This is a genomic window from Deferribacterota bacterium, assembly GCA_034189185.1.
Lineage (GTDB): Bacteria > Chrysiogenota > Deferribacteres > Deferribacterales > UBA228 > UBA228.
The window spans coordinates 1-1,573 of sequence record JAXHVM010000300.1; the positions used below are offsets into that span (position 1 = coordinate 1).

The 1,573-nt window shown below is 34.3% G+C and carries 2 protein-coding genes; both read left to right on the forward strand.

Going from position 1 to position 1,573, the window contains the following annotated elements; translation table 11 throughout:
* Nucleotides 1-26: 26 nt before the first annotated feature.
* Nucleotides 27-863 (forward strand): nitrilase-related carbon-nitrogen hydrolase, encoded by an 837-nt coding sequence (locus SVN78_11075; protein ID MDY6822147.1) that lies wholly within the window; start codon nt 27-29, stop codon nt 861-863.
* Nucleotides 863-1,573: amidohydrolase family protein (locus tag SVN78_11080; GenBank protein MDY6822148.1), on the forward strand; the 711-nt coding region annotated here is incomplete at its 3' end. The genes SVN78_11075 and SVN78_11080, both read left to right, overlap by 1 nt.

Genomic DNA, 1,573 nt, shown 5'->3' on the forward strand with positions numbered 1-1,573 from the left:
AATAAAAATATTTGATGAGGTGAAAGATGCCTAATAAGATAGTAGTAGGTATTTATCAAGCAAAATGGGAAGGCAGTAAAGAGAAAATGATAGATAAACATGAAGCCATTGCTATAAAGGCAGCAAAAGAAGGAGTTCAAATACTCTGTTTTCAGGAGTTATTTTATGGGCCATACTTTCCAGCTGAACAAGATAAAAAGTGGTATGCTTTAGCAGAAAAAATAGATGGGCCTACTGTTAAGAGATTTACAAAGATTGCAAGAGACAATAAAATCATTCTCATTCTACCAATCTATGAGGAAGAGATGACTGGTTTATATTATAATACTGCTGTTGTAGTTAACAGCGATGGAATGATATTGGGCAAATATAGAAAAAGTCATTTGCCACATTTGCCTGGCTTTTGGGAAAAATTCTACTTTAAACCTGGCAATCTAGGCTACCCTGTTTTTAAAACTGATTTGGTAAATATTGGGGTTTATATCTGCTATGATAGACATTTTCCGGAAGGTGCAAGAATATTGGGATTAAATGGTGCTGATATTGTATTTAATCCATCTGCCACAGTAGAAGGACTATCTGCTTATCTATGGAAACTTGAACAACCAGCACACGCTGTAGCCAATGGATATTTTATTGCTGCCATTAATAGGGTTGGTGAAGAGGAGTGGAAAACAGGCAAATTCTATGGAACAAGTTATATATGTAACCCTAGGGGTGAATTCTTAGCTGAGGCCTCTAAAGATAAAGATGAGCTTCTATACAGTGAAATAAACCTTGATGAGATTAGAGAAGTGAGGAATATTTGGCAGTTTTACAGAGATAGAAGACCTGAAACCTACGGGAGGTTAGTAGAGTTATAATGAGTAAAGAATATTATGATCTAGTTATAAAAAATGGATTAATAATAAATGCTGATGCCTCTTATAAGGGTGACGTGGCTATTAGAGATGGCAAGATTGCAGCTATAGGAAGTAATTTTAAGGCAGAAAAAGAGGTTGATGCAGATAAGCTATATATTTTACCAGGTGGCGTTGATGTGCATACCCATCTTAATATGCCTTTTATGGGAACATTTTCTAGTGATGATTTTGAGACAGGCTCTAAAGCTGCAGCTTTAGGAGGTACTACATCAATTGTAGATTATGCAATGCAAAAAAAGGGTACATCCCTATTGGATGCATTAGAAGAATGGCATAAAAAGGCAGAAAATAAATGCCACATAGATTATGGCTTTCATTTAGGACTAACAGATATTAATGAAAATATATTAAATGAGTTGGAGAGCTTACCATCTATGGGTGTATCTACAGTAAAACTTTTTATGGCATATAATAATGCATTAAGGTGCCCTGATTTGCTTTTATTAGAGGTTTTCAATATATTAAAAGAACATAGTATATTGCCTATGTTGCACTGTGAAAATGGTGATATAATAGAGTTTTTATCAAAGAAATTTATTGATAATGGTAAAACTGCACCACTGTTTCATAGTGTTGTGCATACCCCTAATAGTGAAGCAGAAGCAATCTCTAGAGCAATTACTTACAGTAGTATATTTAAGTTAGGTATA

Coding starts and splice junctions, on each gene's coding strand:
- SVN78_11075 (MDY6822147.1), top strand. CDS start 27: ATGCCTAATAAGATAGTAGTAGGTATTTATCAAGCAAAATGGGAAGGC.